The organism is Bacillus methanolicus PB1 (genome assembly GCF_000262755.1).
GTDB lineage: Bacteria > Bacillota > Bacilli > Bacillales > Cytobacillaceae > Bacillus_Z > Bacillus_Z methanolicus.
This window is the reverse complement of the sequence record NZ_AFEU01000003.1, coordinates 65350-91011: the sequence shown is the minus strand read 5'-3', so window position 1 is coordinate 91011 and position 25662 is coordinate 65350. Positions and strand designations below refer to the sequence as shown.

Annotated in this window: 16 protein-coding genes and 3 pseudogenes; 11 read left to right on the top strand and 8 right to left on the bottom strand. The window is 41.2% G+C overall.

The window, feature by feature from the left end; translation table 11 throughout:
* Positions 1-298: 298 nt before the first annotated feature.
* The 3 genes and pseudogenes from PB1_RS10230 to PB1_RS10215 all read right to left on the bottom strand — a co-directional run bounded on the left by PB1_RS10230 (position 299) and on the right by PB1_RS10215 (position 5419).
* Positions 299-1411: pseudogene (locus PB1_RS10230) on the bottom strand (IS3 family transposase).
* 1183 nt (positions 1412-2594) lie between these two features.
* A complete protein-coding gene (locus tag PB1_RS10220) occupies positions 2595-3968 on the bottom strand; it encodes a DJ-1/PfpI family protein (protein ID WP_004436225.1) in 1374 nt (457 codons plus the stop codon).
* A gap of 155 nt (positions 3969-4123) precedes the next feature.
* Positions 4124-5419: a sensor histidine kinase gene (locus tag PB1_RS10215; RefSeq protein ID WP_050979101.1), complete on the bottom strand. Its 1296-nt coding sequence runs from the start codon at positions 5417-5419 to the stop codon at positions 4124-4126.
* Between the two features lie 100 nt (positions 5420-5519).
* Here PB1_RS10215 and PB1_RS16985 point away from each other — a divergent pair.
* The 8 genes and pseudogenes from PB1_RS16985 (at position 5520) to PB1_RS10175 (ending at position 14884) form a co-directional block, all read left to right on the top strand.
* A pseudogene (locus PB1_RS16985) lies at positions 5520-6632 on the top strand (IS3 family transposase).
* Positions 6633-6889: 257 nt separating this feature from the next.
* Positions 6890-7039, top strand: a pseudogene (locus PB1_RS18105) (cytoplasmic protein); the annotation flags it as partial.
* A 297-nt stretch (positions 7040-7336) separates the two neighbouring features.
* Positions 7337-7801: an NUDIX domain-containing protein gene (locus PB1_RS10200; RefSeq protein WP_004436218.1), complete on the top strand. Its 465-nt coding sequence runs from the start codon at positions 7337-7339 to the stop codon at positions 7799-7801.
* Positions 7802-8228: 427 nt separating this feature from the next.
* Positions 8229-9896 (top strand): IucA/IucC family protein, encoded by a 1668-nt coding sequence (locus PB1_RS10195; RefSeq protein ID WP_034645243.1) that lies wholly within the window; start codon positions 8229-8231, stop codon positions 9894-9896.
* 17 nt (positions 9897-9913) lie between these two features.
* The gene (locus PB1_RS18305; RefSeq protein WP_034645239.1) at positions 9914-10228 is read left to right on the top strand and encodes a ferric iron reductase; all 315 of its coding nucleotides are present in this window, start codon (positions 9914-9916) and stop codon (positions 10226-10228) included.
* A complete protein-coding gene (locus PB1_RS10185; RefSeq protein ID WP_004436215.1) occupies positions 10225-12351 on the top strand; it encodes an IucA/IucC family protein in 2127 nt (708 codons plus the stop codon). Before PB1_RS18305 ends, PB1_RS10185 begins: the two co-directional genes overlap by 4 nt.
* 5 nt (positions 12352-12356) lie before the next feature.
* Positions 12357-13580, top strand: a complete 1224-nt coding sequence (locus PB1_RS10180; protein ID WP_004436214.1) for an MFS transporter — start codon at positions 12357-12359, stop codon at positions 13578-13580.
* 23 nt (positions 13581-13603) lie between these two features.
* On the top strand, positions 13604-14884 hold the full coding sequence (locus tag PB1_RS10175; protein ID WP_004436212.1) for a type III PLP-dependent enzyme: 1281 nt from the start codon (positions 13604-13606) through the stop codon (positions 14882-14884).
* 106 nt (positions 14885-14990) lie between these two features.
* Here the strand turns inward: PB1_RS10175 and PB1_RS17800 are convergent, their stop codons facing one another.
* The gene (locus PB1_RS17800; RefSeq protein ID WP_004436209.1) at positions 14991-15140 is read right to left on the bottom strand and encodes a hypothetical protein; all 150 of its coding nucleotides are present in this window, start codon (positions 15138-15140) and stop codon (positions 14991-14993) included.
* A 978-nt stretch (positions 15141-16118) separates the two neighbouring features.
* Here PB1_RS17800 and PB1_RS10170 point away from each other — a divergent pair.
* The 3 genes from PB1_RS10170 to PB1_RS10160 are packed head-to-tail and all read left to right on the top strand — an operon-like array spanning position 16119 to position 18874.
* Entirely contained in the window at positions 16119-17036 is a 918-nt protein-coding gene (locus tag PB1_RS10170; protein ID WP_162139926.1) for a hypothetical protein, read from the top strand.
* Positions 17026-17754, top strand: coding sequence for a glycosyltransferase family 2 protein (locus PB1_RS10165; RefSeq protein ID WP_004436205.1), 729 nt, complete (start codon positions 17026-17028; stop codon positions 17752-17754). Before PB1_RS10170 ends, PB1_RS10165 begins: the two co-directional genes overlap by 11 nt.
* A gap of 4 nt (positions 17755-17758) precedes the next feature.
* The gene (locus PB1_RS10160; RefSeq protein WP_004436204.1) at positions 17759-18874 is read left to right on the top strand and encodes a glycosyltransferase family 4 protein; all 1116 of its coding nucleotides are present in this window, start codon (positions 17759-17761) and stop codon (positions 18872-18874) included.
* Here the strand turns inward: PB1_RS10160 and PB1_RS16585 are convergent.
* From PB1_RS16585 to PB1_RS10140, 4 genes are all read right to left on the bottom strand, one after another.
* Positions 18871-20805: a glycosyltransferase family 2 protein gene (locus PB1_RS16585; protein WP_004436202.1), complete on the bottom strand. Its 1935-nt coding sequence runs from the start codon at positions 20803-20805 to the stop codon at positions 18871-18873. The genes PB1_RS10160 and PB1_RS16585 overlap by 4 nt on opposite strands.
* Positions 20806-20817: 12 nt before the next feature.
* Positions 20818-22380, bottom strand: coding sequence for a glycosyltransferase (locus PB1_RS10150; RefSeq protein WP_004436200.1), 1563 nt, complete (start codon positions 22378-22380; stop codon positions 20818-20820).
* The gene (locus tag PB1_RS10145; RefSeq protein WP_004436198.1) at positions 22343-24373 is read right to left on the bottom strand and encodes a tetratricopeptide repeat protein; all 2031 of its coding nucleotides are present in this window, start codon (positions 24371-24373) and stop codon (positions 22343-22345) included. Before PB1_RS10145 ends, PB1_RS10150 begins: the two co-directional genes overlap by 38 nt.
* Before the next feature lie 77 nt (positions 24374-24450).
* Entirely contained in the window at positions 24451-25140 is a 690-nt protein-coding gene (locus PB1_RS10140; protein ID WP_004436197.1) for a DUF6385 domain-containing protein, read from the bottom strand.
* Positions 25141-25662: the final 522 nt, after the last annotated feature.

Below are 25662 nucleotides of genomic sequence, written 5' to 3'. Positions count from 1 at the left end.
GCTGAAACTACTTAAGATTTCTTGGCTTTCTTTATTGAACTATGGTGGACCCCATCATCAAGACATTAATTTTATTTTTTTAAGGTGGGGCAGAAACCAAAAAGGATATCTGCATTCTAGAGCTTGGGGTGCTCATTGAGGCCAATAAAGTGGGAGTACACATTTTTTTGGAGTGATTCATCCTGCTTTTATTTTTCCTTCTCAGGGGAGGTTCTGTCAAGGGCGAGCGAAGCGAGGGCTCTGCCGAATCCTTGACAGGTTCTCCCGTGAGAAGGATCCTCTATAAAGGATGAATCACTCACAGGCCATAAACAGAGGCAGGTGGTTTATAGCCTAATGATTGATGAGGGCGTTCATGGTTATAGAAATGGAGATAGTTATTGATCTCTTTTCTTGCTTCTCTTGGACTCTCGTATTCCTTCAAGTAGACCTCTTCATATTTAATCGTCCGCCACAATCGCTCGGTAATGATATTGTCAAGAGCCCGACCTTTGCCGTCCATACTGATTTGAACTTTCTTATCCAGTACCAGCTCGGTATATTTCGGGCTGGTGAAGTGGCTACCCTGATCACTGTTTATAATCTCAGGTTGAGCGTGCGACAGCGCCCGTTTGACGGCTTCAAGGACAAAATCGATTTCCAGCGTCTGATCCAGCTCCCAACTAACGACGTAACGGGAATACCAGTCAATAATGGCGACGAGATACATCCAACCGCGTTGAAGCCGGATGTAAGTGATATCAATCCCCCATACCTGGTTGGGGTGAGTGATGTCGAGATTTCTAGAAGATAGGGATAAATCCGTGTTCCAGTTGCGCTTACTAAAGGTTGGGACCAGGTGAAATCCCGGCAATCCCCATCTCCCTCATATGGCGCTGAACGGCCTTTCGGGTTAATGTGTAACCCGTTTTCATTCAGAACGGCCGTGATCCGCCGGGAGCCAAAAAACGGATATTTGGTGTAAATTTCATCAATTCGGTGCTTGATGAACACTTCTTCAGGAGAAGGCTCCACAGGCTTATAATACAAGCTGGACCGATTGAGTCCGAGCAATTCAGCCTGGGTGGCAATAGGGAGTTCTGCATCGTCCCAATCAATCATGTCAATACGTTCTGCCCTACTCCTTAAGGCCAGATTTTTTTTTAAGCCACGACAATTGCGTGGTTAAACGACCGACTTCGGCATAAAGGTTTTCAATTTGTTGTTCATAGTCAGCCTTCATTTGATCTACTTTCTTATTTTCTTTCGCAAACAACTGGGGCATTTGTTCAAGAAACGCATTCCTCCATTGCCGAATCTGATTCACATGGATTCCATGAGAGGAAGCAATTTCACTCATAGTTTTTTCTTCTTTTAGGACCTCTAGCACGATCTGGGATTTAAACTCTGGTGTATATCGTTTTCTTTTCATAAACCTACTTTAACATCTCCTCATTTCGTGTCTAGTTTTATGGGTCCATTATAAAATTTTCAAACAATAAAAGCAGCCACAAATAGTATCCTTTTCTAAATCTTTTCTATTATGATTGCTAAAACGATGTGCTTCTTTAAAGTGTTTTTCCATCACTATATCCCATCCCTTTCTCTATGTCTGTATTTTATTTTTCACTTGGACTTCCTTTTCTTTATAAAACTAAAATGTCTCGTTTGTTGGGAGTTGCGGCATCTTCTCACTCCTAAACTCAAGCTCCCTAACACTTTAATATGAACCTATCCAATACCAATTTCCATCTATTTTTTCTATTTCTTTCAAGTCCCCACCAAAATCACTTCTCGCAGGTCTTTGGCCGTTTGGTGAATACACAAATCCTGAAAAATTATCTGAAATGCCTCGAAATGTAAAGAAAAGAATGGAATAGTTGTCACCATTTTTCTCTAAAACAATCTCTCCGCCACCTTTAGATCATTGATCATAATCTTTAGGTAATTGGATAAGTGATGGATTGTAAGAAACATTTGGCTTAAGTGTTCCATTCTCGATCTTCCTTGCAACCTCTTCTCTATCAGATTTATTTATTTTAAAATCTATATGCAATACAACTTATGTAAAAGGAAAGAAGAGCCATAACATGATGGTAACGGTCTGGATAACGAGTGGCTTCCAATCTTTATTTTTGAGAAGATTGATTACGGATCGTAATGTAATAGCAAAGAAAAAACCAAATATTTAATAACCATAGTAAAGGCATAAGAAATGGTGTTAAGATTTCAATGATTTGCCATTCGAAAATCTTATATAAAACAACTAAAGTGCTACTTACTAAAGATATAAACAATAATCGATTATGTTGCACTCGTTTCCCTCTTTCAATCCTTTTTTTAATTGTACAAAAAACTAAGACATAGTAATGATTTATTTTGGTGAAATCATGTTCGACTAATCTCCCAGTTTGCTAATAAGAAAAAGAGTTATTGTAGCAACCCTTTTTCTTAAACTCAAGCACCAGTTAATTGAAAAAAGCTTTTTTACTCTGCTATTTCAATAAAGTGTAAACACAGCAGGGTACCAGGCCATCATTCTTCAGTACGCAGTTATGAGACATTGACCTAAGACTCCGAAAGGAAGGTAAAAAACCGCCTGCAGGCGGCAATCATTAAATTGTTTGTTTATGCGATTCGGAAATTGTCTTTCTTATGATGAATCGCCTGTCAATATAGAAAGCTGCCAACAATGCCAGTAAACCAATCAGCAGCGGTATACCAAAAGCTTCAAGCGAAAACGGGCTTCCTTCAAGGGTTACATGGTTGGCACGGTACTCAAGTCGTTTAGCTCCATATTTAGCGGTTAACATGTCCTCTTGCTTTGATAAATCTTCAAGCGGCGCTTCGAATACAAATCTATCCGGCGAATCACTGTGCAAGAACAAGAACTCCTTCGCCTTACCCTTCTTGTTCCATTGTTTTATGTCCCCCGCAGCTAAAGTTTTTGCCTCCGTTCCCGGAACGATCATTTTTTCAACCTTCGGGGCATTCGACATTTGATATCTGGCGATCAGGTTAAGGTGATGTTTTGTAACAATGGGCTGTTTCGAGCTTGAAATAGTAAAGACCTTTGTCGTTCCGGAAGCAGAATACGTATCAAATATCGAAGCCAATGCCCCTTCCTCCATACCATTATACAGCAAAACACCCGTTTTTTTCTTGTTCCATTGAAATGCTAGATTTGCTATATAAACTGCTTCGCTCCGATCAATATAATAAGGGTCGATCTTCGGATTTTTAACGAAGTGGTAGGAAGGATAATGCATTTCTTTTGCGATTTTTTCTGCCATAGGTTCGCCTGATTTTTGGGAAATCACATAGAGGACGGCATCGATTCCTGATGTGAGGCCGGCCGAAGCCACGATGTTCCCGTCATGGACATATCGTTGATCCCTTTTCCAGTGAGTGTCAAGATATTTATTTTTCGTTTTATCGAAATATTGCCAGTGTATGGTTGCAGATTTTCCTTTCAATAAACCGGTGTCGGCAAGATTCGCTGACCCGCCACAAATACTTAATAAAGTTGCATCCTTGTGTTGTTGTATCCATTCCCGAACAGGTTGATATTTCTTTTTGTCAACCATAGGCATGTAAGGGATCACGATAATGTCGGGACTTTTTCCTAATAATTGATCCATTTCTTTAAAGGAGTAGTGCGGTATCAAATCGAGACCTCCCGTTATTGACTTCACCTTATTGTCTGGAGCAACAGCAAAAACATTAAACGCACCTGTCATAGCGAACATTTCGTACGGAACCATAAAATCGAATACTTCCGTGGTTGGATTCGATAACAGCACTGCCACAGTAGGTTTATTCGGGTTATAATCGGGTCTTTCCACTTTTTGTAAAGAAGGGACGGGCTGTTTGCGAACGGAAAACCAATAATCCTTCTGTGAACGGCTAAATCCGATTAATCCGCTGCCCCCCACAAATAAAACGAAAATACCTACATAAACAACGACACGCAACAATAACCTCTTCATACATTTTTCCTCCTAAAAAAATTCTGATTTCTTTGCCACAGGTATAATATAAACCTGCTTTTTGAACTCAATATGAACGGAACAAATAATTGAAAAAAAATAAAAAAACCGCCTAGTGGCGGAATTTAAATAGATTCTTTATATTGCAGCTTCCATCACTTTGGCAGTTGAACAGTAAAAGTTGCACCTTCCCCGAGGCGTCCGGATACTTGGATATTGCCATTATGAAAATCTACAATTTTTTTTACGATCGATAAACCGAGTCCGTTTCCCTTCACAGTACTGTTTCGAGATTTGTCAACTTTATAAAATGGCTTAAAAATGTCGTCCTGCTCTTCTTCCGAAATCCCCGGACCATTATTTGTTATGGAGACGACATTCTGATCTTCTTTTACCGCTTCCTTTATATGAATCTTTCCGTGCGCAGGGGTGAATTTGATACTATTACTCAGTAAATTGGTCCATACCTGATTGAGTTGGTCTTCATCCGCTTGAATGGTTATTGCATCAAGCTTAAGGTCAATTTCAATTTCTTTCGCGGCCCATTGAGGCTCCAACGCTATGACGACTTTCCGTATTTGTTCATCCAGTCGATAACTGCTAATCTTCAACGGATGTGTCTCTTGTTGTAAATAGGATAGCAGCAGCAAATTTTCACTTAATCGCGATAACCTCTCGCTCTCTTCCTCAATGATGGTCAAATAATGGAGGCGGCTTTCCTCACTCATTTTCTTCTGTTTTAACGCCTTCGTAAATCCTGAAATGGAGGTTAAAGGTGATTGAATTTCATGTGAGACGTTAGAAACGAAATCTTGCCGCATTCGATCCAGCTTAGCCAGCTCTTTCGCCATTTCATTAAAGCTAACGGTTAAAAGACCAATTTCATCCTTGCGTTTCGTATGAAGCTCAAAATCGAATTTTCCTTTCGCCATATTCTTGGTTGCATTCGTCAATCGAAGAATCGGGTTTACGAAATGGCGTGCAGCAACTAAAATCAGAAAACTGCCGAAAAACAAAATAATGATGTACATGATATGAATGGAGTTCATGATTTCTTCCTCGATACTATTCTTCTCCACCGTTAGAAATAAAGCGTAAGGCTCCCCGTCAACCTGAAATGGAAGTCCGATTATAGGAGGGTAAGGCTCCCTTATATCGATATCTCGAGCGATATCACCGGCAAGCACGGTCTTAATATATATAGGATCAACCTGTATTTCCCCATTTTTTTCATCAAGGAGGGGCTTGCCATCCTTATTATAAAGTTGGAGAAGGTTACCGGAAAGGCCTGAGAAGTTTTGCATAAATGGTATCAAATTAGCTGAAGGTACAGACTTATAGGTTTGGATAAATTTTTTGCCATTCGTAATCAGAATTTCTTCTACCAAATTTGTAATTCTTTCTTGATACAGCAGGGAAGTAACAAAATCTGCAATGAACAGACTCAACATGACGATTCCAACGAATATTAATACAACACGGGTATATAGTGACTTAATATAATGGACCCATAAAACTAGACACGAAATGAGGAGATGTTAAAGTAGGTTTATGAAAAGAAAACGATATACACCAGAGTTTAAATCCCAGATCGTGCTAGAGGTCCTAAAAGAAGAAAAAACTATGAGTGAAATTGCTTCCTCTCATGGAATCCATGTGAATCAGATTCGGCAATGGAGGAATGCGTTTCTTGAACAAATGCCCCAGTTGTTTGCGAAAGAAAATAAGAAAGTAGATCAAATGAAGGCTGACTATGAACAACAAATTGAAAACCTTTATGCCGAAGTCGGTCGTTTAACCACGCAATTGTCGTGGCTTAAAAAAAAATCTGGCCTTAAGGAGTAGGGCAGAACGTATTGACATGATTGATTGGGACGATGCAGAACTCCCTATTGCCACCCAGGCTGAATTGCTCGGACTCAATCGGTCCAGCTTGTATTATAAGCCTGTGGAGCCTTCTCCTGAAGAAGTGTTCATCAAGCACCGAATTGATGAAATTTACACCAAATATCCGTTTTTTGGCTCCCGGCGGATCACGGCCGTTCTGAATGAAAACGGGTTACACATTAACCGAAAGGCCGTTCAGCGCCATATGAGGGAGATGGGGATTGCCGGGATTTCACCTGGCCCCAACCTTAGTAAGCGCAACCTGGAACACCGGATTTATCCCTATCTTCTTAGAATCTCGACATCACTCACCCCAACCAGGTATGGGGGATTGATATCACTTACATCCGGCTTCAACGCGGTTGGATGTATCTCGTCGCCATTATTGACTGGTATTCCCGTTACGTCGTTAGTTGGGAGCTGGATCAGACGCTGGAAATCGATTTTGTCCTTGAAGCCGTCAAACGGGCGCTGTCGCACGCTCAACCTGAGATTATAAACAGTGATCAGGGTAGCCACTTCACCAGCCCGAAATATACCGAGCTGGTACTGGATAAGAAAGTTCAAATCAGTATGGACGGCAAAGGTCGGGCTCTTGACAATATCATTACCGAGCGATTGTGGCGGACGATTAAATATGAAGAGGTCTACTTGAAGGAATACGAGAGTCCAAGAGAAGCAAGAAAAGAGATCAATAACTATCTCCATTTCTATAACCATGAACGCCCTCATCAATCATTAGGCTATAAACCACCTGCCTCTGTTTATGGCCTGTGAGTGATTCATCCTTTATAGAGGATCCTTCTCACGGGAGAACCTGTCAAGGATTCGGCAGAGCCCTCGCTTCGCTCGCCCTTGACAGAACCTCCCCTGAGAAGGAAAAATAAAAGCAGGATGAATCACTCCAAAAAAATGTGTACTCCCACTTTATTGGCCTCAATGAGCACCCCAAGCTCTAGAATGCAGATATCCTTTTTGGTTTCTGCCCCACCTTAAAAAAATAAAATTAATGTCTTGATGATGGGGTCCACCATATTTTTAGTCCTGCTGAAATTACGGAGTGGTGGGATGATGAAGACACAGCCGTTTGTCCTCATTGTGGAATTGATTCGGTTATAGGGGAGAGTTCTGGATTTCCAATTACAAGAATGTTTTTAAAAGGAATGCATATGGAGTGGTTTTAGTAGACAGGCATCTTAATGAATAACAACAAAAACGTGATACTATTGGAATAGTTTTCATTAATAAAATAATTATAATTATGAGACTAACATGTTTAGGAAAATACATTGAAGCTTATAAAAACACTTGGTTAATCGCCATTAATTATCCTACAGATAGATGATTGTAAGCTGAAACCCCTTAATCACCAAGGAGTTTTGTTGTTCGAAAAATTCCGAAAGAAACATTATGTAAACTAGATTTTTAATATTTGCAACTAAATCACAGTGATTTTATAGCCTTTATAAGGGGAGAGGAAAATGTTAGTTAGAAACTCTGCAAGAGCTGTACTTATTAAAAATAATAATGTTTTGGTTGTTAAAGTAAAGGAACCTTATGGGGAGTGTTATTTCTTGCCAGGTGGAGGTCAAGAGTACGGGGAAAATCTTCGGGATACTGTTCAGCGTGAGTGTTTGGAGGAGATAGGAGCAGAAATCGAGGTAGGAGACATGCTCTTTGTACGCGAGTATATTGGAAAAAATCATGATTTTGCTCAATATGATGGTATGATTCATCAGGTAGATTATGTATTTTTTTGTCATTTAAAAGATCCTCAACAAGAAATAAAAACCGAAATAAATCCTGATGAAGGACAAATTGAAGTAGAATGGCTTCCGTTAAATAACCTAGTTCAATACAATTTTTATCCAAAAGCGATGATCGGATATATTATAGACTATCTAAATAAAAAACCCGTTCCTACGTATCTCGGTGATATTGTCTAATGATGGACTAAGTAAAAATTAAGGATGGACGTTGTGTTTCAACTAAAATGAATTTTTATTGCGCATATCCGCGAAAGAGATCAACAAATTTTTTCTAAAATTTTGTATTTTTTTAATAAAGTTCTTTATTCCTAATAAAGAAAATAGCGAATTTTTGATTGAAATAACGTCAGTTGACAGTTATTTCAATCAAAAATCGCTGTCGCATCCTACATGGATGCGTGGATTGAAATTTTTGGCAAATCTATTTAGATACGCACATGCTGATGTCGCATCCTACATGGATGCGACATTAGTTTTAGGACTAAAGTTATTTGACAATGGGAATCATTATCATTTAAGATAAGAGGCATAGTTGATAATAATTATCATTATCATTGCAATATTTTTAATCAACATCAAAATTGTTAGGAAAGGGTGATGCGACATGAGCGTTATACTTACCGAAAATACAAGAATGGTACAAGGACAGTTTTTAGATGAGGAAGAATCGAAAACTCTAGGGTATATTAGGAATCAAAAACCTGAATTGGAATCAGTATACCTAATGAATCTACAGGCAGGAAGAAAGGGGATTTTTCAACGCTTATTTCAGGCACTCATACGAGAAAGGATTATTAACGAAGAAATGGTTTCGTGGCTGGAAGGACCTAGAACAACGATTAGCGTCAACCTACCCAGTGGAATACAACTTCAGGCTGAAATCAAAAAGAGGCATTCACTTGGAAGATTTGATATCGAAGGGGATATAGTGATTTGCAGTCCCGAACCTTCTAAAATAATAACTCATCCTGTTGAACTTCTAGAGTTATTAAGGCAAGAAGGATTGTTAGAAGAGGCCACGGAAATGCAATTTCAGCGATTTAAACTGGAAATCCAAAATGGGGTGGCTAACCTGACTTTAGCATTGACAGGTGCGGCTCAGAGAAAAGATGAGTTAATTACTTTAGCTAAGTTAGAAAATATCCAGACTTCCTTAGAATGGGTGGTCAAACAGAGTAAGGACAAAAAGAACTTTAGTCCACTTGCTTTCTTTGAACAATGGGTCGTTGAGGGCCATCCCCTGCATCCTGGAGCCAAGACAAAGTTTGGACTAGATGTAGAGGAAGTGATTCAGTATTCACCAGAATGGGGGGCGACACCGGATGTAGCTCTGGCAGCAGTCTCTCAAGACTATTGTCAAACAACCTCTGTTGATGCCCATACTGTGACCACTTGGTTGTACCAAGAGTATGAAGGTTTAAAATCAACAGTTGAAAAAATCCTGCATGATTCGGGGCTAAATCCTGCCCAGTTTGAGTTAATTCCCATTCATCCTTGGCAGTTGGATCATACTTTAGGCACTCTGTACAAAGAAGAGATCGAACAAAAGAAAATCATACTGATTTCCGACTTTCGTATTCCAACACAATCACTGGTTTCTTTTCGCTCGTTAGCCCCTATTCAAAACAGAGGGCAGAAAAAGCATCATATAAAAACAGCGGTAAATGTGCAAACAACCAGTGCTATACGTACTGTGTCACCTAATTCCGTGGAGAATGGGCCCATTCTTTCAAAAATACTGACCAGTATTCAAGAAAAAGAAAATCAATTTGGCGGACGTTTTGTTGTACTCCAAGAACGAGCAGGTATTTATTTTCAACCAATTAATCAAAACATATCGGAAGATGAGCGTTGGACACTACAAGCTAACCTGGCCTCTATTTTACGAGAAAACCCTGAGAATCATGTTAAAAATGAAAGAGAAATACCGATGGCCGCTGCTGCTCTTTTAGCAGATTCACCGATTAGCGGCAAGCCTATTGCTATTGAATTGATAGAGGAGTTAGCCAGTTATTATCATTTATCAAGTCTAAAAGAGGCTGCCTCTTTATTTATCCATAAATATGCTCAAACGTCGTTACCGGGATTTTTAACTTTGATGGTGCGGTATGGAATTAGTTTAGAAGGTCATATGCAAAATAGTGTTTCTGTATTTCGTAATGGAGAACTGGTACGCATTCTTTTAAGAGACTTCGGTGGTATACGGATTTTACCACAAAGATTAAAGAAGAAGGATTTCAAGCAGAGTTTTACCCTGGATCATCAATCGTAACCGAAAAAGTAGAACAATTGCGAAATATAATCTCGTATTCTGTTTTCCAAAACCATTTTGCTGAATTGATCACATGCGTTGTTAGAGCTCTCGGAATTGATGAGGAGGATCTATGGAAGCAGATTGTTGCAGCATGTAAGGCCGTTTTTACAGAACTAAAGAAAGATCCTAACATTGCAGAACAGGCTGAGGCAGACGAGCAAGCTCTTTTTCAGCCTATGATTGATTTAAAGGCCCTAACCACTATGAGGCTGCGGGGGGATATTACATTTTATCCATTTACAAAAGTTCCTAATCCTATGCATGGATGGAAAGGTGAGACTGCATTATGAGTACAAATATAACTCAACTTCTTGAAAAAGATGTGCACAATAAGGCATATAGCCCGTTCCATCAGGTACATATGTATAATGATGAAATGAAGATTCTAAATTTTTTAAAAAGTGCTCAACCTCATATGGCAGCTGAATATGTGTTATCTCTTGCAAAAGGGCGTCAAGGTATTTTGCGTCGTTTGGCAGGTTCCATGCTGCGTGAAGATATCATGGGGCTTTCTTCGAATTCGCTTGATTTGTATGTCATTGGTTCAATCTATGCTCTAAATGTTCCGGCCATAGATGAATACTGGCAAAGGATGATTGGTGTACTTAATGCTTATAAAATAATAAGCGGTAAGGTTTATAAGCTATATCCTCTTTCAGGGTGGGAATGTCTGGTCATTCCAGTAAGCCGAACGTATGCGTTTAACCGAGTAGAAGTAGATGGGGTAATTTTACATATTTCTGGATCTGGAGTCAAAACGATTGAACACGCTGCTGAATTACTCGAGCTGATGCGTCATAAAGAAGAAGCTTGGAATGAAAAAGGGAAAAATTCCTGGATGAAGTTGGAGGAGGAGCTGATAAATGGAAGTGCAAATTTGGCGCTTTCATATACTTATTGGAACAGGAAGAAAAAGAAACTTCGGCAAAAAGCTGCAGATCAAGGAATAACTAATTTGATAGATTGGGTTCTGTTCCAAAAGAGGCAAGATCGTAAGTTTGATTCCAGTTTATTTTTCGAGCAATTGTGCATAGAAGGACATAATCTTCATCCTGGTACAAAAACAAAAATAGGTATGGAACCAGAGGATGTATTTCGTTATGCGCCCGAATTTGACGGGGTAACGGATATTCAGTTTGTTGGAATACGTAAAGATTATGCGGAATGGGGTGTCATAGAGGAAAATGAGAAGGATGCGAATGCCGTTCTCTTCAACGAATATCCCGATTTACCAAAGGCAGCCGAACAGGAGTTTACAGAATACGGACTTGATATGAACGATTATGTGTTTGTCCCGGTGCATTCTTGGCAGTTGGAAAAAGCTATATTAGATATCTATCAGCAAGAAATAAAGGAAAAAATCGTCGCTCCCATACGAGGTATAGTGGTGCCATGTGGTGCAACCTCTTCGTTTAGAACAGTGGTACCTCTTAAGAATGAAGAGACTCCAAAATATGCTATTAAAGTAGCTGTCAACAGTCAGATGACTTCCACTGTTCGTTCGATATCTGCCAATACCACAAATAACGCAGCGGTTTTCAGTCGACTTATTCGTTCTGTTATGCAACGGGAACAAAACTTACTAGAGACATTTGTACCTATTTACGAATGCGCAGGGTTTAATTTCAAAGTCAAAGAAACAGAAGAGAGTAAGGATCATGCTCATAAGCTAAAAAGCAGAAATCTGTCCGCTGTATTACGGGAGAATGTGGAAACATTTATAGCGATGGACGAAGTAGCTGTCGTTTGCAGTTCGTTGTTTGCCGAATCACCCATTTCAGAAAAGTCGGTTCTAAAAGAGTTGATAGAAAGGTATGCAGAAGAAAGGAAAGAAACGTCGCTTCACAAGGCAGCGTTTCAGTTTCTCTCGGATTATTTATCAATTGCGCTTCCAGGATTCCTTACTCTTATGGTAAAATATGGAATTGGTTTAGAGGGCCATTTGCAAAACAGTGTGATGGTATTTAAGGAGGGACTCCCTGTCCAAATGTTATTCCGAGACTGGGGTGGGGCTAGAATTTATCAAGCAAGGCTTCAACAACATCTAATTGATGCGCAATTTTATCCTGGTTCGATCACGATGACTGACCAACTTGCGGAAATGCATAACAAGGTATTTTATTCGGTCTTCCAAAATCATTGCGGTGAATTGATTCTTCAAGTGTGTAAGCAATTCGGTTTGGAAGAAGAAGAGTTGTGGAAGGAGGTTCATAGGATTTGCGACAATGTCTTCAAGCAATTGGAAAGCCTGCCTCCATATTCGAAAAACGCTCGCATTGACAAAGAGGCATTATACCAGGCAAAAGTAAACCACAAGGCACTTACAAAAATGCGCCTGGCACCTGAAGGCAAGGACTATTTTTATGCCATCGTTCCTAATCCCCTCCACGAATTTGGCCGGAAGGAAGGATAAGTGTTATGGCACAAGCAGAATTTCAATTTCCAAAACCATCAAGGTTTGCTCTTCATTCAAGAACGTTTAGAATTTTTATGTCTGGAAGTCTGGTAACACGTGTGGGGGATTGGATAGATTTAGCAGCCTTAAACTGGGCGGTTTTACAGTTTACGAATTCACCACTCTACCTGGGATTAATCAATGGTTGCCGGCTGGTTCCTGCTTTTTTGTTAAGTGTCCCTGCAGGTATATTGGCTGATCAGCACGATCGACGAAGATTACTTATTTTGATTCAAATTGGAATGATGTTGTTGACATTTTGTCTTGGCTATATAGTCCAAACCCAACAGCCATTTTGGATTTTTGTGTTCATTGTAACACTAAGGTCTATTCTGTCAGCAATGGATCCCCCTATTCGCAATGCATTAGTTCCAAATCTTGTGCCACATAGCTCCATGACAAGTGCGATTGCTATTAATACAACTGTCATTCATCTGTCTCGTATTATGGGACCTGCAATGGCGGGAGCTTTGCTTTCAGTCACTGATATCGCAAATTTATTCTATATAAATGCTTGGGGAACGTTAGGCGTCCTATTCTCATTGCTTATGATTCGTTCGGGTTCTTTTTCAAACACCAACAAAAAGAAAAAAGAGAAAACAACATTTCGCGAGGCGGCAAATTATGTTAGAAGCCAACCGTCGGTACAATCTTTACTCGTTTTGGCCATTGTACCGATGGTTTTTGGATTTCCTTACACAACGATGATGCCGTTATTTGCCAGAGATCATTTAAAACTTGGGCCAGAAGGGTTTGGAATTCTTCTATCTGTATCATCTATTGGGGCATTAATTGGGACAACTTTGATTTCTTTAGGAAAAGAAATCAAAGGTGCAGGAAAATGGCTGGTGTATTCAATTATAGGATTAGGATTTTCTTTGCTTTTATTCATAGGGACCACAAACATTTATATAGCAGGAATAGCTATGTTTCTAGTGGGATTAACGAGTCAGACATATCGAACCATGAGCCGAATTACTTTGCAAATGCTTGTTCCTGACCAACTGCGAGGGAGGATTTTGAGCATTGCCTTAATGGATAGAGGCTTTATTCCGCTAGGTGCGATACTCATAGGAGCGATTGCAACATGGGCTGGCACTTTATGGGCTGGCGCCATGATGGGGATCGGTTGTATTGCAACTACATATTTAATCGTAACAAGAAGAAGACAAATCTGGCAATTGTAATTACGTATGGGAGTGAATAAACAATGATTGAAAAAATCGTGCAATCTCTCAAGATGGAACGAGAAAAGCCTTTTTGTGCTTATTTATATGATTTATCAAAACTGCGTAACCATGTAAATCGATTATTGACCACCCTTCCTCCAATGTGTCATTTATTTTATGCGATTAAAGCAAATTCAGACCCCACTCTTCTTAAAGCCTTATCTCGAATTGTTCATGGATTTGAAGTAGCTTCACTTGGAGAGATTGAAAAGGTTCGGGCAGTGGACAAGAAAATTCCAATCCTGTTTAGCGGTCCCGGGAAAACGAAGGAAGAGATTGAAGATGCTATTCATCACAACGTCACCTTACTTCATATTGAGAGTATTCATGAATTGCGGTTAGTAAATCACATTGCCAGTCAAAAAGGGACAAGCGTATCCATTTTACTACGTGTCAATCTCCGAAATTCCGTTCCAAACGCGCAATTGAAAATGGCAGGTGTACCAACACAATTTGGAATTGATGAAACAGCAATTCCTCATGCAATTGCTTTAGCTAAAAGTTTGCCAAATGTAAGGCTTATCGGCTTTCATTTCCACGCGATGTCTAATAATGTCGACTCTAAAACCCATGCAGTTTTTGTGGACCATTGTTTTGAAACGGCAAAAAGGTGGGGAGTAGAGTGGAATATAGACATTTCCTATTTGAATGTAGGCGGTGGCATCGGAATTAACTACCTAGATATAGGAAATCAGTTTAACTGGAGGGACTTTACGAATCGTTTGGAAAAAGTACTTGAAAAGAATCGTGACTGCAGTTGGAAGGTATTATTCGAATGTGGACGATATATCACTTCTTCTTGCGGATATTATGCAGCGGAGGTATTGGATATTAAACAAAACCATGGCAAATACTTCTGTGTTGTTCGCGGAGGAATCCATCATCTTAGACTCCCGGCAGCTTGGAAACAGAGCCATCCTTTTACCATTGTTCCAGTAGAAAAGTGGTTATACCCCTTTGAACGTCCTAAAGTAAACGAGACGGCCATTACTGTAGCCGGGGAGCTATGTACTCCTAACGACATACTTGCAAGAGATATAGTAGTTCCAAGTGTGCGGGTTGGAGATATTCTTCTCTTCAGTTATGCGGGAGCGTATGGATGGGCTATTTCCCATCATGACTTCCTCAGCCATCCACATCCAGAACATCTTTACATAGAATCTGACCGTATCGCTAGTCACAATGCAGGAACGGAAGACATAAGAGATCTAGAGAAAAGCAAACCAATATATGGGGATGACCCAAAAGATCACATAAAGTGACTTTTGGTGTTGACCCCTTTTCTGTGTACAGTTAAATAAAGTGATAATACACCGAATTTTAGGAGGGATGGCCAATTACAGCTAGTGTGTTGTCCCTTTATCATAGTTAACTTTTCTTTTTAATAGAGGATTGGGTCATCTTTCGTTCCTTTTCAGCAATGTATCTCGGTTTTCTTGAAAGTGCTACTAAAGAAATAATAAAGCTAATCCCTAAGATTGTTGATAATATCCATGCAAAAAGTTCAATTGGTGTCATTACTTAATGACCTCCTTTTTTGGGATGTATGTAAAAGATATGCCGACATGCTTGTCCAAATCCCAAGAAAGCTAGAAATAAGAAGTCATTTTCATCTCTAAAACACTATGCGAGGCTTCCGCCTTTTTCAGTTTCTCTTCCACTGAGAGTGTCTTTGACGACGGTCTTCCAGGGCTTCCTTTGCCCCTGCGTTCTGCATAAAAGCTTTCCTCACCAGCCTAGGTCACAGAAAAACCCGAATAAGGGACTTTTTTTCAAGTGTCCATTATTCGGGTTACAGTTCAAATTGCAAGAATTGAGTTTAGTTTTTTATAATATTCTTCATTATAATTTAATATTTTGCGTATAATCCAAAACAAGTGGTTCAAATTTTGGTGATCGGAGTGCTCAAAATGTAGTTAGCAAAAACATTTATTTTTCAGAATATAAAACTTAAGAAGCAGATTCTACTAACTCGATGTGAATAAACTAGTTCGATTCAATTTTTCCACACGCCAATTAGGCAAGCACCATTTCCAATTAAATAGCTCCCGCCATTGAGTGACGTACCGAATTTATTCTTACGATTTCTTTTTAATGATGTTTTTTTGGTTTGAATAAGTTGGTCGTTTAACTTAAAAAGATAGCTAACATTTAGCCTAGATCTGTTCCGACAGGATTGTTACAAAATTGCTTAATTCTAAATGATGGAACGAGTAGATTTTGTGCAGATAGGAGGTTATTTATCTGAAATACGTTATCTTTAGCCATTCAGGTTGGTCCTCTTTTCCTTATAGACGTTACATTGAATCATTGCCAGAACGTGAGCGAACTCTTTTCTTCGGAAATCTTAGTAATGATGATCAACAAATCTACGGACTCCAGTCTTTATCCCTCCCGGAGATTGATCGTCTAGAGAAGGGTGAATATGCAGCTATAGTTGCTTCCCCGTATTTACTTCCGATTGTTTTCCAAATTCAGCCAAGGAGTATAATCGCCTTGTTGGATCCTGTTCCGGACGATGAAGATGAGAACTTGTGGCAAAAATTTAGCGGTTTGCTTGCGGCACAAGCACAATTGATCGGTAGCCATTGTGAAGAAATTTATTTGGAGCAATGCCTATGCCACGAGAATGTGATGTTGCTTCAAAATGAAAATAAAGAATATGAGACGATGTGGCCTGAGGTCCTATTGGCTTTGGACCGCGGCGAGTCCTTGGTTCCATGGAAGCGACGTCAGTGGGAGTCTCGCGTTGCTTATTACAAAGATTTACACGAGCAGATCGGTGATGATGAAAAGGTGTGCTATTGGCTCTCCTTATACCTCTATTTTTTAGAACGTTCGATTGCTAAAGAGTATTTATCAATATCTTTCGAGCAAATGATATTGAAGAATGATAGAGATTGCCTCTCCACGCATTATCGTTTTTTCTCGGCAATCGAGGCGAAAGCCGGGAATTTAGATCTTGCGACTCGCAACTACGCCATAACTGCTATAGCGGATGAGGAAAAGCTAAACGTTAAATCCTTGTACGATTTACTAGAGCAAGGTCGCACGGATTTAGTTCAAGCGGAGATCTTCAAGTTGAATAAAGATTATCAGTCTGCTATTAGAGTGTTAAAGTCATCCAGCGATCCGGACGCAAGTCGATTTCTTTTACCCAATTATTTACACACGTACCGCTGGGAAGAAGCGTTGAACCTTTTGGAGAATATGGAACTGGCAGTGACAGAACAGTATTTCGTAGATGGAATTCGCGGCATTCTACATCGGATTCGCGGCAGGCGACATGAGGCGATTCATTTATTGCTTCGCGCTTCCATCCACGATTGGAAAGTCTTGTCCAATATCGCAGAAATTGATCAATGGGAACAAGCGATGGAAAAGGTTATTAGGAGAGTGAGTGATGCTGAGTAACGATGGGATTAGGAAAACAGAAAATAATCGGCTTACAGCTATCATGCAGGTGCGGAATGAAGCTGACAGGTTTTTAGAAGCGTGTCTTCAAGATTTGAGCGAATTTGTGGACGATATCATTATTGTAGATGATGCGAGTACGGACGGAACTGCGAGCATCTGTCGTTCTTTTGCCAAAGTCAGCACGCTTGTAACATTGGAACAATCCAGATTTCACAAGGAATGGGAACTTCGTTCGTTCTTATGGAAAGTTGCCTGTTCCAAGAATCCTGATTGGCTGCTTGCAGTCGATGCCGATGAATTCTATGAGGAGAAAGCGAAAATGTCCATGCGTATGTTAATTGATCAGGATCAGTACGATTGGGTAGGTTTCCGTTTCTTCGATTTTTGGGGGGGTATAACCCATTATCGTGATGATAAACATTGGCAAATTCATCGTCGGCATACGTGTACACTTATTAGGTATATTCCGGGATACTACTATTTTTATCCGAAGATGGACCATCATGCCCCACGTCTTCCTCTTTCTTTTACTGCTTTGCCGGGATTTTTGTCGGAATTAAGAGTCAAGCATTACGGATGGGCCATTTCTAAAGAGGAGCGGTATCGTAAATATTTGCGCTATATGGAACGAGATCCGGAGGGACAATGGGGGAGTTTGGAGCAATATCAATCGATTCTTGATGAAAATCCTAATCTGGTTCCTTGGAGGGAGTAGGAAAATGACACGAGAAATTGGCATTTTGACGCATAGTTTTGCGGATGCTTATAACGGTCAGACGGATAAAATTTACGGCGGCGGCTTGGAACGTTATTTGTATGATTTATCTAAAACAATTCGGGAGATGGGGTGGAAGCCTGTCATACACCAGCTTTCCCAAAGTGGTCCATTTCGAAGAGAAATCGAGGATATTGAGGTCATTGGATACGATTGCCGGGATCAGGACTTAGTGACAGTCTTTAATCGGATGAGTTCCGAGGCAGAAGGGAATCTGATATACGCCAGCTTTATATGGCATCCAATACAATATAAGACAGCCAGTATTGGTATATGTCATGGGATCAATTGGGATAATCCATCGCTTCCTACGGAAAATAAAGCAGATGTGGCGCGAAACATCCAGGGGGCTTTACGGCAACTAAAGAGGATCGTTTCAGTTGATTCTCATTTTCTCACATTTTGCCGGTCCGTATGTACCTTCTCAGATCCCGAACAAATCGTCCTACTCCCTAACGCTGTAGATACACAAGAGTTTATTCCCCAAGAGAGGATTCAGAAGGATTCGAATAGGGTACACATCCTTTATCCGCGGCGGATCAGCATCGAGCGGGGAATCATTCCAATGATGCTTGCAACGGACCGGCTCCTTGCCGCCTACCCTCAGGTTACAATTGAATTTGTCGGAGAACTCATTGAAGATAGCTTGCTCACGAAAACATTTCGTTTATGGCTGGACGCGCATCCCTATCGTGACAGAATCCATTACCAAGCTTATACCTTCGGCCAAATGGTTCAAGCATACCAACGCGCTGATATTGCTGTTATCCCCACAATTTTTTCAGAAGGAACTTCGTATTCATGTCTGGAGGCATTGAGCTGCGGAGTACCGATTGTTAGCTCAAATGTAGGAGGATTGAATGATCTGATCATTGACGGGTATAATGGACTGCTTGTTACACCGACGGAAGATCGTCTCTTTGAAGCGATTCGCACCCTGATCGAGAACTTGGAGATACGTCGTCAGATTGGTGCGAACGCTCGTGCTACGGCGAAAGCTTTTGATAAAAGAATATGGAAAGCGAAATGGACCCGGATTTTAAGCGAATACGTCTCTTAAGTATCGGTAGTAGAACAAGAGGCTCTCAAGATCAACCGTAAATCCGGGAATTTACAAGGCAATCGATGATAAAAAGATGCTTTGGCAATCTGGTGATAGGCGGCTCCTAAGTATGAGGTGAAGTGGTCATCAGAAAGAGAAGTAAACGAGTCAGGTACGTTGAGAATCGTACCACAGGACTGCGCTAGCCAAGTGAAGACTAACAGCTCGGTGAAGTCCTCCTTATTTTTCGGCAGTATTTCGCGCCTTTTCTTTTCGTAAACGCTGCACAATTCTTTTTTTATTAAAGCAGGGGCTTGGGACAGGCCGCATAAAAGTGGTAATGGGACATTCGTCCAGCGAAGCTCGCTGCCCGTATGTCGGTACAACGCGAGAACAGCGTCCCACGCGCCAACTTGAATGAACATCTGCAACACAAGCGATAAGTCTGAAGAAGGTGGTATAAGTTTATTGTCTCCATCCAACTTTTGCTGGATGGAGAAAAGCGGTCCCCGTGCATGAAGTCCAGCCAAGTACCGGGCATCCACCATATCGAGCCTTTTCCATGCGGCGGCCCACAGGTAGCCAACAAGCGTCTGGTCAGCGGGGGATTCCCGTATCAGCTCCCGGAGCTTATGACAAGCATGCTCGTTTTCATTATTTTGAAAATGGTATAAAACTTCCAGCAATGGGGGGAGCTGTAATCTGCCACGATCGGACTCAAACAGAAGGAACTTCAGCAATTCTTTTGCTCTAGCATTCAATACAGCGGGGATCAGAACCGAGAGTTGCTTCTGATTTATCGACTCAGGATGCTTTGCAAGAAAAGTGGTCAGCCGAAAAGAACGATCCATTAACAATTCGAGCGCAACAAATTCAACCCATGCCGGCAAATAGTCGGGCCGAAATGAAAGAGCTTGCTCATAATGATCAGCGGCTTCTTGAAAGTTAAGCAGCATTTCGCATACCCATCCTGCCATATAATGGGTCCGATACGTTCCACAGCCTGAGGAAGATGAATAAATGGCGGAAACATCTCCTAAACGCAAAGATGTCTGCAACGTTTTATAAGCATCCAGAGTCCTGCCTTGCCGTAGCAACAAAGAAGCCTGAATCTCATATAGATCGCTAAAGTCGGCGTAATGGATTAAGCCTTTTTTAATCACTTCGCTTGCATGGACATCCTTTCCCAACATAAAAAGACTATAAGCTGCTTTTAGGTATAAGTCCGATACAAACCCAGGGCCTGTATCTATGGTATCAAGTAACGACAATAGAATGTTTGAAGCTTCTTCATATTCCTCGATTTGAAAGTATTCAGTCGCCAGCGCATACCGGAGCAGAAGATCTTGCGGAGCTTCCCTTAATGCTTCATGGATAATCGATTGGTTGCGATGAGCTTTGTTTTTTCTGTCAATCTCGGATTTTAGATAGCCGTAATGATCAATCTTCAACTTAGAGAATAAGAGGGGGGAGCCGGGGAGCTCCGAGATACTTTGAGCGGCTTCTTCGTGAATTTTTCCACGAAATCGAATACGTGGGTCGTTTCGGAATAAGCGGCATACGCTGTCCGTTATAAATTCCCGGCTATCGGCCTCACCGACGTAGCTTACGATTTGCACGTAGTACCCGTACACACTTGTGTCAGCCAGCAACTTCTCTAGTTCTGTGATATCCCAATTGCTTGCTTTTTCATCTGCATCAAGCACGAGGATCCAGGAACAAGTAGCTTGATCTAGTACCTCATTCCGAGCTTTGGCAAAGTCTTGCTCCCACTTTACCGATATGACTCGGGCTCCGAACTGGCGGGCGATATCAATGCTTCCGTCTTCAGAACCAGTGTCTCCCACAATGATTTCTCTAACAAGGTTGGACACGGAATTTAGACATTGTTCCAAATGAGTCTCTTCATTTTTTACGATCATACATAAGGATATATCCAATGAATGCATGGATGAGCCCTCCTAAAATTCGAGCTTGGGAAGTGGTAACGTGTACCTGGCCCGCCGGTAAACAGAGAATCGGGGAGAGGAGTGTGTAACATGATGTAGGTGGGCGTCGGCCATGGAGAGCAACGTTCGGCTTTTCCTATAAGCTTCTTCAGTTAAAGTATCTGGTGATGATAAAGGGTTTGATAACCATGGCTTTAGCAGTTTCAAAGCCTTCCCTGTCTCCCTGTTTAATAGAGCGTCTTTGATTACGAGGTCCGTTTCAATCACAGGAAACATGACACCAGAACCATCCGAAGTGTTATCACTTTTGGTGGCGGAAATACTATGTTTCGATATCGATGCTTCTAATACAGAAGCGGCTAAGAAACAGTTTTCCTCAATCAAAGCTTTAACGACCAACATTGTGGCTTCTTTCCAGTGCGGAAGGAAGCGTTTTATGAGAAGTTCCGGTAGCTCGTTTTCTTGATGGGCGCATTTCATAACACGTATAATTTTCATTAGTGGAGCTGCCCAACGCGGATGGTGCCGAATCGCTTCTCCGTACCAATGGATGGCAGAACGATCGTCCCCCAATTCTTCGCAGATTTGCCCTAATGCGAAGGCAGATAAATACGTTCCGGTTCCGGCATCCGTATGGTAGATCAAGGGAGCCGGTCCCTTCTGCAATGCAATCAAATATGTCTCTTTAGCTTCTTGTTTCAGGTTTGATGCAAGGAGTACTGTTCCTTTTAAATGATACAGATCGGTATAATCCGGAAAAAAAGTGATTCCTTGATCACATGCCTCAATCGCCTCGCGGTTATTTCCTAGATGAAAGTGACAGCGAGCTATATATTTGTATAGCAAGTGAATGTAACTGGTCCCCGGCGGGACCACAGACAAAGACTCGCGAAGATGCTGCAAGGCGGCATACCAGTCGTTCATGCGCATATACTCGACGGCGATATTGTAATGATGGAATGGATCGTTGGGATGCTCGGCTAATGCTTTTTCCAAAAGCTGAAGGTTTCTGCGGATTTTATCTTTATTCGCAACAGCGGTTCCCGCGTAGCCGTAATGGTGAATTTTTACAGCAGTAATATGAAAAGCGGCATTTGGCTGTCGATCCAGGATGGAGGATACGATCTGTTCGTGTATATATCCGCGGAAACGGTATTCAGGACGATTGCGAAACATTCGTAAAATAGGATTCACGGTCGCCGTCGGAGAATGTAAGGTTTCCCCTGAATGATTATGAACTTGTAAAAAGAAACCTTCAAATTCTAGGTGTTCAGAACAGATCCGCAGCTGTTCCTTGTCATCGGCATCCAGCTCTTCGTCGGCATCAAGAAACAAAATCCATGTTCCCCGCGCCCGATTCAATCCAGCGTTACGTGCCTGGGAAAAGTCACCTTGCCATGGAGCCATTATCACTTGTGCCCCAAAGTTTTTTGCCACTTTAACCGTTTCATCAGTGGATCCGGTATCTACGATAATGATTTCATCTGCGATATCTTTGACGCTCTGTAGACAGCGAGGAAGACAGTCGGCTTCATTTTTAACAATCATGCACAAGGAGATGACTGGTTTCTTCATCCCGTATCCTCCTTCGGTATCCTACCCATTTTGTATGCCATAATGTGCGGTTTAACAGCCGAATAGACTCGTCGATATTCTTCAAATCGTTTGATAACGTTTGAACGTCAGACTCGCGTGATATGGCTTCTTTGAGGTTGACTGCGGCAAGATGAAGGTAGCAAAGAGCGGCACCCGTTCTCGTCCGCGGATTTTCATCACCGTTATTGATTGATGTTTCAAAGATCTCGGCAGCCTGCATGTAGTGTCCTTTATCGAATAATAGCTCGCCAATCATGAACATGGCTTCCTTGTCATAGCGGTTTTGGTGAAGGATATCGAGTAAAAGATCGGCGGATTGTAGTGTTTTTCCCAAATGATAAAGCTCCTTCGCATAAAGTAATAGGTTATCAGGATTCAGTACCGCAAGTCGATTTGCAGTATCCAAACATTGGAGGGAAACAGATTCGCGTATCAGTTTCTGGGCGTATTCGGATAATCGTTGGTCTTTTACAGGTTCCTCAGTGCTCTTTGTTTCGTTTGTAAAGGATCGATTAAGATCGGAGAGAGGACCTCGAATGAAGTCAGGTATTTCAACCAGAAATTTTTCGTTCAGGTAACCGACTAGCTGCCATTGGCAAATGCTTCGAAGAAAGAATAACCTCTCGATATCATCTGTTTCGCTGATATTCGCGTATCGGCTTAAAATTTGGTCTGCATCAGCATAATTTCCATTTTGGATTAAAGCTGTTGCATACCGGAACAGAAGCCTTGGATCTGTAAGCTGAGTTTCCGGGATCAAATCGACGACTTCTCGAAAAGCTCCAACATTGTATAAAGCTTCGGTCAATACCGCATAATCGTCCGAACTTTGTGGTCGGACAATATCCTGAAATAATATGGAAATCTCTTTATCTGAAACGTTTAATTGCTGAAAAGCTTCTGCAATGCCTTGTAAGGCGGGAACGTAAGTATTGTGTACTTGCAGTGCTCTGTGGAACCATCTTGCAGCATCTTCCAGATGACCTAAAAATACGGCTGTTTCTGCCATTTTGTTGAAGGCGTGGTAGCTGTTTATTCCAACTTCCATGACATAACGATCATTATTATGTTCTGTAGCACGATGATAGGACTCCAATGATGCTTCCAGAAGCCCTTGCATTCCCAATGATTCGCCTAACAAATAGGAGAGGTCAGAGTAATCCGGATAAGTGAGCAGTTCCTTTCGAAGTAATGTTTCCACTTGTTGGACTTCTTGAAGTTCAAGCATGATTTTACTAAGATCTCGAATGAGCGTAGGTCGGAATGGTGCAACATCAGGAGTATGAATCAGAGCTTTTTGCATGTAAGCTTTAGCTTCCTCTAAATGGCCTGCCTGACAGTAAGTAATTCCCATATTATACAAATAAAATGGATGATTTGGCTTCTCTGCCAACTCTTTTTTTAATAGCTTTTCGTTTCGTACCACTTTGTTTTTTTTGTTTAGGATTTGAGGCAGATAGCCGTAATGGTCGATTTGAATGGTGGAATCTTTAATAAAGGATGAGCCACATTTATCGACAATCGATTGTCCAATATCTTCATGGATTCTTCCTCGAAATTGATATCCCCTCCCATTTCGGAAGATTCGCAATGCTCTGTGCTTAAGACGATCCTCCGGATGTGGGCCAAGTTTATTGTCAATCAAGACCGTAAACGCTTCTGCATTCGTAGTTTGTAGAACATCTCTAACTGCATCTAAGCCGGAAACTAGGCACTCATCGGCATCCAGATAAAAAATCCATTCGGTATTTGCATGTCGTAATGCTTCGTTTCTTGGGTCCGAGAAGCTATCCTGCCACAACATATTCACTACTTTAGCTCCGTAGGACTCTGCTAAAATGGGTGAGTCATCCGTTGATCCGGTATCTACCACAATAATTTCGTCTGCTCCCTGTATGCTTTCCAGGCATTGCGGAAGCCATTCCGCTTCGTCTTTGACAATAATATGGATTCCAATCTGTCTTTCCCTCATCTTTTTCCTCCTGAAGAAAGAGTACATGGTTTTCCATGTACTCTTTAGGTATATTTTATTATATTAATTGGTCTTGATTAGGTTCCTTGAGCATTCACAATGACATCAATGGTGGAAGGACTCCCTGGTGTTGCAGAGCTGTAGGACAAGCGAGTATATTTCAAGAAACGGGCTGGAACAAGAACATCGACGGATCCGGCAGCTAAAGGATCTATTGATACCGTGTCTACAAAATAATGGGTGCCGTCAGCACTCACTTCTACGCGTGTATTTACTGGGTTCGTGCCACTATTGTAGACAAAGAAAGAGTAGGTTCCTAAAACGCTAGTTGTAACCGGCGACAATGGAGTAAACGCGTCTGCTGTTGTGATACCGAGTGTTTCTTGCTCAAAAAAGCTTTTTTGAGAAATGGCGGTAACGCTACTTAGAGTACCGGCGGTGATGGTGGCTCCGAGCACATTGGTGATGGTCCCGCCAAGAATGTTGGAGACCGTACCAGCGGACGTCAATGTACCGGCGGTGATGGTGGCTCCGAGCACATTGGTGATGGTCCCGTCAAGAATGTTGGAGACCGTACCAGCGGACGTCAATGTACCGGCGGTGATGGTAGCCCCGAGCATGCTGGAAATCGTACCATCCAAAACAAGATTTTTTACATTTCCGCTTGTATCTGTGGCTAAAGCACGAGCGGTGGCGGTAGAATCTCGACCAAAAATGAGACTTCGCAGATTATTGGGATCCGATTGAAAGACAGTTTGGTTTGTCATGAAAAATCATTCTCTCCTTTTAAGCAAGGTTTGCGTTGAAAACCACGCATTCAAAACGTGGTTATTCTACCTGTTTTAGTTACCGACATCTTCTTTAAAAAATTGACTTGAACTAAACATCCTCTATCTTTAGCTACTTGTCTTTTTCCGACAATGGATTAGCTAGATCTTTCCAATTGATTCAAGAATTTCTCTTCGGAATATACAAGTTAATATGAGGTTAGGATTTGGAGGTATTCGTTTTCACCCGTGGTTTACCGAATTTTCTTGTACAAATATGTAGCGACATTTTTTGTTTTTAATTGGGACTAAATGTTTTTGTATTCCCTGTCCTGAAAGGTGTTGCTGGGCTTTTTAATTCAACGTTTACATTTAACTTTCATTTCCCAAATTTTTGTTCAGCCTTGAATGCCGGCAAAATACTTTATGCATTAAATATCGTAAGAAACACGGCATTTACCCAGTCTATTCAAAAATAGATAAAGCTCTCTAATACTACAAAAACATTTAGTCAAAATGATT

Excerpts from the sequence above, each read along its gene's own strand:
- PB1_RS10160 (WP_004436204.1), top strand. The coding sequence starts at position 17,759 with ATGACACGAGAAATTGGCATTTTGACGCATAGTTTTGCGGATGCTTAT.
- PB1_RS10150 (WP_004436200.1), bottom strand. The coding sequence starts at position 22,380 with ATGAAGAAACCAGTCATCTCCTTGTGCATGATTGTTAAAAATGAAGCC.
- PB1_RS10215 (WP_050979101.1), bottom strand. The coding sequence starts at position 5,419 with ATGTTGAGTCTGTTCATTGCAGATTTTGTTACTTCCCTGCTGTATCAA.
- PB1_RS10140 (WP_004436197.1), bottom strand. The coding sequence starts at position 25,140 with ATGACAAACCAAACTGTCTTTCAATCGGATCCCAATAATCTGCGAAGT.
- PB1_RS10200 (WP_004436218.1), top strand. The coding sequence starts at position 7,337 with ATGTTAGTTAGAAACTCTGCAAGAGCTGTACTTATTAAAAATAATAAT.
- PB1_RS10145 (WP_004436198.1), bottom strand. The coding sequence starts at position 24,373 with ATGAGGGAAAGACAGATTGGAATCCATATTATTGTCAAAGACGAAGCG.
- PB1_RS10185 (WP_004436215.1), top strand. The coding sequence starts at position 10,225 with ATGAGTACAAATATAACTCAACTTCTTGAAAAAGATGTGCACAATAAG.
- PB1_RS10180 (WP_004436214.1), top strand. The coding sequence starts at position 12,357 with ATGGCACAAGCAGAATTTCAATTTCCAAAACCATCAAGGTTTGCTCTT.
- PB1_RS10175 (WP_004436212.1), top strand. The coding sequence starts at position 13,604 with ATGATTGAAAAAATCGTGCAATCTCTCAAGATGGAACGAGAAAAGCCT.
- PB1_RS16585 (WP_004436202.1), bottom strand. The coding sequence starts at position 20,805 with ATGCATTCATTGGATATATCCTTATGTATGATCGTAAAAAATGAAGAG.
- PB1_RS17800 (WP_004436209.1), bottom strand. The coding sequence starts at position 15,140 with ATGACACCAATTGAACTTTTTGCATGGATATTATCAACAATCTTAGGG.
- PB1_RS10195 (WP_034645243.1), top strand. The coding sequence starts at position 8,229 with ATGAGCGTTATACTTACCGAAAATACAAGAATGGTACAAGGACAGTTT.
- PB1_RS10165 (WP_004436205.1), top strand. The coding sequence starts at position 17,026 with ATGCTGAGTAACGATGGGATTAGGAAAACAGAAAATAATCGGCTTACA.
- PB1_RS10220 (WP_004436225.1), bottom strand. The coding sequence starts at position 3,968 with ATGAAGAGGTTATTGTTGCGTGTCGTTGTTTATGTAGGTATTTTCGTT.